The sequence below is a fragment of the Bifidobacterium sp. genome, assembly GCF_050874245.1.
Taxonomy (GTDB): Bacteria; Actinomycetota; Actinomycetes; order Actinomycetales; family Bifidobacteriaceae; genus Bifidobacterium.
Genome location: NZ_JBNMKH010000095.1, coordinates 1 through 5,838, shown reverse-complemented (window position 1 = coordinate 5,838; position 5,838 = coordinate 1). Strand labels below are relative to the sequence as shown.

The 5,838-nt window shown below is 61.5% G+C and carries 5 protein-coding genes and 1 tRNA gene; 1 reads left to right on the top strand and 5 read right to left on the bottom strand.

From position 1 onward, the window contains the following. Positions 1-226: 226 nt before the first annotated feature. The 5 genes from ACR0P8_RS08395 to ACR0P8_RS08375 all read right to left on the bottom strand — a co-directional run bounded on the left by ACR0P8_RS08395 (position 227) and on the right by ACR0P8_RS08375 (position 4,398). A complete protein-coding gene (locus ACR0P8_RS08395) occupies positions 227-1,423 on the bottom strand; it encodes an ABC transporter substrate-binding protein (RefSeq protein WP_432624641.1) in 1,197 nt (398 codons plus the stop codon). Between the two features lie 240 nt (positions 1,424-1,663). Continuing rightward, positions 1,664-2,584, bottom strand: coding sequence for a peptide chain release factor N(5)-glutamine methyltransferase (gene prmC, locus ACR0P8_RS08390; RefSeq protein WP_432624640.1), 921 nt, complete (start codon positions 2,582-2,584; stop codon positions 1,664-1,666). 9 nt (positions 2,585-2,593) lie between these two features. Further along, on the bottom strand, positions 2,594-3,682 hold the full coding sequence (gene prfA, locus ACR0P8_RS08385) for a peptide chain release factor 1 (protein ID WP_432624639.1): 1,089 nt from the start codon (positions 3,680-3,682) through the stop codon (positions 2,594-2,596). A 171-nt stretch (positions 3,683-3,853) separates the two neighbouring features. Then, entirely contained in the window at positions 3,854-4,066 is a 213-nt protein-coding gene (rpmE, locus tag ACR0P8_RS08380; RefSeq protein ID WP_003808371.1) for a 50S ribosomal protein L31, read from the bottom strand. 258 nt (positions 4,067-4,324) lie between these two features. After that, a tRNA-Ile gene (locus tag ACR0P8_RS08375) sits at positions 4,325-4,398 on the bottom strand. 181 nt (positions 4,399-4,579) lie between these two features. On the opposite strand from ACR0P8_RS08375, the gene ACR0P8_RS08370 reads away from it, so the two are divergent. Further along, positions 4,580-5,838: GH36-type glycosyl hydrolase domain-containing protein (locus tag ACR0P8_RS08370; RefSeq protein ID WP_432624638.1), on the top strand; the 1,259-nt coding region annotated here is incomplete at its 3' end.

Genomic DNA, 5,838 nt, shown 5'->3' with positions numbered 1-5,838 from the left:
TCTTCAGACCGTTGAAGATCTGACTGATGAACATGATGATCTGATCGCCCATCATTCCTCCTTTCAAAAGTTGATGATGCCGGACTTTTGACATAACCGTCCGGCTTGGCCGCTGAAGAAGCCCAGCGGCTGAATATGGTTATTTTCGTCTTGATACGCGAAAGGGAGAGAACCGGTTTCCCGGTCCCCTCCTCTTCACAGATTCAGGCCTTCAGGCAAGCGACGCTCACTTGGCAGGCTGAATGGTGGTCTTGTACTGCGGCTTGCCGTCCTTGAGCTCAAGCACGACGACGGACTTCTTCGGGGAGCCCTTCTTGTCGAGCGTGAAGTTGCCGGTCACGCCTTCGAAGCTCATGCCGGCGATGGCGTTGCGCACGGACTCGCGGGTGGCGGTCTTGCCGGCCTTCTCGATCGCCTGCTTCATCATGTACACGGAGTCGTAGCCCAGTGCGGTGAAGGTGTTCGGATCGGCGTTCTTGTTGGCCTTCTTGTAGGACTTGATGAAGTCCTGCACCTTGGAGTTGGAGGTGTCGTCCGGGGAGTAGTGGGTGGTGTAGAGCACCTTGTTGTAGAGCGACTTGTCGTCGGTCATCTTCAGACCATCGTAACCGTCAGGACCCATCACATAGCCCTTGTAGCCGACGGAACGGGCCTGCGGGATGATGTACGGACCAGCGACGGAGTAGTAGTACGGGGCGTACAGGAACTCGGCGCCCGCGGCCTGGATCTTCTGCAGCTGGGAGGAGTACTCGGTGTCGTCGGCGCTGGAGGAGTTCTCCTCGGCCACGACGTCAAGGCCGGCCTTCTTGGCCGCGTCGGCGAAGGCCTTGCCCACGCCGGAGGAGTACGGATCGCCGGTGCCGTACAGCACGGCGACCTTCTTGACCTTCAGGTTCTCGGCGGCGAACTTGGCCGCGATCTCGCCCTGATAGGAGTCCTTGAAGCAGGTACGGAACATGTAGCCGCCGGTCTCGATGGAATCGGAGGTGGCGGCCGGGGCGATGGCCGGAAGCTTGGCCTGGTCGGCCAGCGGAGCCACGGCGGCGGTGGTGGAGGAGATCGTCGGGCCGAGCACGCCGAGCACGCTGCTGTCGCCGGCAAGCTTGTTGAAGGCGTTGGAGGCTTCGGTGGCGTCGCCCTTGTCGTCCATGGACTCGAGCTTGATCTTCTTGCCGTTGATGCCGCCCTTGGCGTTGATCTCGCTCACGGCCAGCTTGAAGCCTGCGACCTCGGCCTCGCCGTATGCCGCGGCGGTGCCGGAGTTGGTGGTGATGGATCCCAGAGTGATGGTATCACTGTTGGCCGCGCTACCGCTGGTGCTGCTGGAATCGTCCATGCTGCCGCCGGAGCAGGCGGCGAGGGACATCGACATGGCGCCGGCCGCGATAAGGGCCACGCACTTGGCGGAGAACTTCGCGTTCATTCCGTTCTTCCTCTTTTCTTTGAAAATGCTGCACATTCCTCTCAACGCGCACCATGAAAGCCGTTCATGCTCATCTCAATCCCGTGCGCGGAACCACGACGACCGCTTATGGCAATCGTCCGTTCGTTATGTGCATTCCGATTGTTCTTTATAGCCCGACAGACAACGGCACGCATAAAATGTTCTTATAGTGAGACTCAACCTTTGGCTATACCCAAGCCGGCATGCCGTTGAAAAAGGTCACAGCGTCGCGCGTTTTTCCGCGGTCAGATAACGCGGACGGCCGGTGTAGTCGTTGTGCACGACGACATCGACGAAGCCGCACGTGCCAGCGAAGGCGGAAAGCCGCTCCCCCTGCGTGATGTCGTGCTCCATCACCATGAGACCTCCGGGACGAAGCAGTTTCGCGGCACGCGTGATGATGCGCTCCGGTATGAGCGTTCCATCCGCGGAACCCCCATACAAAGCCAAGTCGGGATCATGATCACGTGCCTCGGGCTGGTCGGGAACGTCGGAAAGCGGCACGTACGGAGGATTGGTGAGCACGATGTCGATTGTGCCGTCAAGCTGGTTCAGCGTCGGCATCTGCGTGGCGTCGGCGATTTCCAGGTGATAGTTGCCGGCGATGCCGGGATGCCGACGCACGGTTTCGTCGAGATTGCGCCGGGTCCATCCGGCGGCCGTCGCGCTTTTCTCGACGGCCCACACCTCGCTGCCGGGCACTTCCGTGACGAAGGACAGGCCGATCGCGCCGCTTCCGGCGCACAGATCGACCACCCGGGCCGAATACATGCCGTGTCTGGTCGTCCAATCCACGCCTTCCTGCACGACCAGCTCCGTCTCCGGACGTGGAACGAACACGCCCGGCCCGACCTGCAGATCAAGATAACGGAACGGCGCATGCCCGGTGATGTGCTGCAACGGCTCGCGTTTCGCGCGGCGGTTCAGCATGGCGCGGAACCGTTCCAAAGCGGGCCGGACATCGTCCTTCCCGACCACGCGCTCCACATCGTCGCCCATGAGCATGGCTTTGTCCACATCCGGCAGATCCACGTGGAAGGCCTCGGCGAACAGCAGTTTGGCGTCATGTTCCGGCGTGTCGACGCCTGCCTCGCGTAGCACGGCGGAGGCGGAACGCACCGTCTCGAATACGGTCGTCACCCGGCCGCCTTACTTCTGGTTTGCGAGACGATTGGCCTCGTCCGCCTGGATGTCGCTGTCGATGACGGCCTGCAGGTCGCCGTCGAGCACCGCGTCGAGGTTGTAAGCCTTGTAGTTCGTGCGATGGTCCACGATGCGGTTCTCCGGGAAGTTGTACGTGCGGATACGCTCCGAACGGTCCAGGGAACGCACCTGCGAGTGGCGCATGTCGGCGGCCTCGGCGGCCTCCTGCTCGTGTTTCATGGCCAGCAGGCGGGATTTGAGCACGCGCAGCGCGGCGGCGCGGTTCTGGATCTGGCTCTTCTCGTCCTGCATGCTCACCACGATGCCGGTCGGGATGTGCGTCATGCGCACGGCGGAATACGTGGTGTTCACGGACTGGCCGCCTGGGCCGGAGCTCATGAAGATGTCGATTTTGAGGTCCTTCGGATCGATTTCGATCTCGTCGTCGTCCTCGTCGGCCTCCGGAAACACGATGACGCCCGCCGCGGAGGTCTGGATGCGTCCCTGCGATTCGGTGACGGGGATGCGCTGCACACGGTGCACGCCGCCCTCGTACTTGAGCGACGCCCACACGCCGTCCTCCGGCGCGGGAGTGCCTTTGGCGCGGATCGCCAGCTGCACGTCCTTGACGCCGCCAAGCTCGGTGGTGTTCTCGGATTGCACGATGACGGTCCATCCACGCTTTTCGGCGTATCGGGTGTACATACGCAGCAGATCGCCGGCGAACAGCGCGGCCTCCTCGCCGCCGGTGCCGGCCTTGATCTCCATGATCGTGTCACGCGCATCGTCGGGGTCGCGCGGAATCAGCGCGGTGCGCAGCTTCTCCTCGACCGCCGGCAGCTCGCCTTCAAGGCGCTTGGCCTCCTCGGCGAAGTCGGAATCCTCGGAAGCCATTTCGCGCGCCGCGTCCAAATCGTCCTTCACCTGCCTGTAGGCGGTGTATGCGGAGACGATGGCTTCCAATTCCGCATGCCGGCGGCCCAGCTTGCGCATCTTGTCCGGGTCGGAAGCGACGTCCGGCTCGGCCATCCGTTGTTCGATATTGTGGTATTCCTCAAGCGCGGTGACCGCCGCGGGGAACTGTTCGTCTGCCAATGTAAGCCTTTTCTTCGTGTCTGCGCTTCAGCGGAACACTCATCGCTGAACCTTACTCAACCTGTCCATCATATAAGGTGGCGGGGAAGTGCGATCCGTGGCGGACGAATCGCCGATAAAAAAAACGCCGGCCCGACCGGACCGACGTTTTCATTGCCTAAGCAATAAGACTCACTTGGCCTTCTTGCCGTAACGCTTCTCGAAGCGAGCCACACGGCCACCGGTGTCGAGGATCTTCTGCTTGCCGGTGTAGAACGGGTGGCAGTTGGAGCACACGTCGACGGTCATGTGATCGCCGTTGTAGGTGGAACGGGTGACGAAGGTGTTGCCGCAAGAGCAGGTGACCTGCACTGCGTGGTAATCAGGATGGATACCCTGCTTCATAGTTTGTCTCCTAGAGATTCGGGGGACCCGGGTCGCCGCGCCCCGATGGCATGGCGTGAACCGGATAACCTTTGGAAGTGTAGGAGATGGCCGGGACACCGGTTTCTCCCCATCGCGCGTGGCGAAACCGGCCAACCCGCCGCCGAACCGCGCGGGAAAGCCGAAAAAACGAGAAAACGCGGCGCACGCACGACGGCATGGTTTCACATGGGAAGATGCGCATGAAAAAGGACCCGCCGTTCCGGCAGGTCCCGCATGTGCCCTCGCTGGGACTTGAACCCAGGACAAACACCTTATAAGGGTGCTGCTCTAACCGACTGAGCTACGAGGGCAACAGAGGCAGTATATCCCAACCTCGGAATATTGGCGGGCGGCACCGCGGGTTTCCGAACAACACGCGCGCAAATCACTATTTATAAGTTTATAAATAACATGCTAATCTATTGTTAAATCAATGAACGATACATCGCAAGCACGTTCCGTTCACACCATTTCACCGACGAAAGGACATCCATGCGCTACGGCCATTTCGACGACGCGGCAAAGGAATATGTGATTGAGACCCCGGCCACCCCGCTGCCGTGGATCAACTACCTCGGCAACGAGGACTTCTTTTCCCTGATCTCCAACACCGGCGGCGGCTATTCCTTCTACAAGGACGCCAAACTGCGCCGCATCACCCGTTACCGCTACAACAACGTTCCGGCCGACAACGGCTCGCGCTGCTACTACCTGAGCCTGATGGACTCCGATGCGGCCGACGCCAAGCCGGTCGAGACCTGGTCCCCCACCTTCCTGCCGAGCAAGACCCCGCTCGACTCCTACAAGTGCCGTCAGGGCATCGGCTACACCGTGTTCGAAGCCGCCAAGAACGGCATCGAATCCAAGCTCACCGCGTTCGTGCCGCTACACACCCATGCCGAGATCAACCGCCTTGACGTGACCAACACCACCGGCAAGCCGGTCGTCATCGATGTGACCGGTTCCGTGGAATGGTGCCTGTGGAACGCCGTGGATGACTCCTCCAACTTCCAGCGCAACCTGTCCACCGGCGAAGTGGAGGTCGAGCGCGAGGACGACGCCACGCTGCTGTATCACAAGACCGAGTTCAAGGAGCGCCGCAACCATTACGCCTTCTTCGCGGTGAACTCCCCCGTCGTCGGCTTCGACACCAGCCGCGACGAATTCCTCGGCCAGTTCAACGGCTGGGACACCCCGCAGGTCATCACCGAAGGCAAGGCCCACGATTCCGTGGCCCACGGCTGGTTCCCGATCGCGGCCAACCGTGTGCGTCTGACCCTCCAGCCCGGCGAGACCAAGTCGCTGGTCTTCGTGCTCGGCTATATCGAGGTCGCCAAGGACCAGAAGTGGGAGGATCCGAACGATCCGGCCAAGGTCGGCATCATCAACAAGAAGCCGGCGCACGAGCTGTTCCGCCGCTTCGCCACCGTCGAGCAAGTCGAGGCCGCGCTGAAGGAGCTGAACTCCTACTGGACCGAGCTGCTGAGCACCTACAGCGTCGAATCCGGCGACGAGAAGCTCGACCGCATGGTCAACATCTGGCACCAGTACCAGTGCATGGTCACATTCAACATGTCCCGCTCCGCCTCCTACTACGAGTCCGGCATGGGACGCGGCATGGGCTTCCGCGATTCCAACCAGGATCTGCTCGGTTTCGTGCACCTGATTCCGGGCCGCGCGCGCCAGCGCATCATCGACATCGCCTCCACCCAGATGGAGGACGGCTCCGCATGGCACCAGTACCAGCCGCT

Bases quoted from the DNA above. Each gene is read 5' to 3' on its own strand.
- rpmE (WP_003808371.1), bottom strand. From the start codon at position 4,066: ATGAAGCAGGGTATCCATCCTGATTACCACGCAGTGCAGGTCACCTGC.
- ACR0P8_RS08395 (WP_432624641.1), bottom strand. From the start codon at position 1,423: ATGAACGCGAAGTTCTCCGCCAAGTGCGTGGCCCTTATCGCGGCCGGC.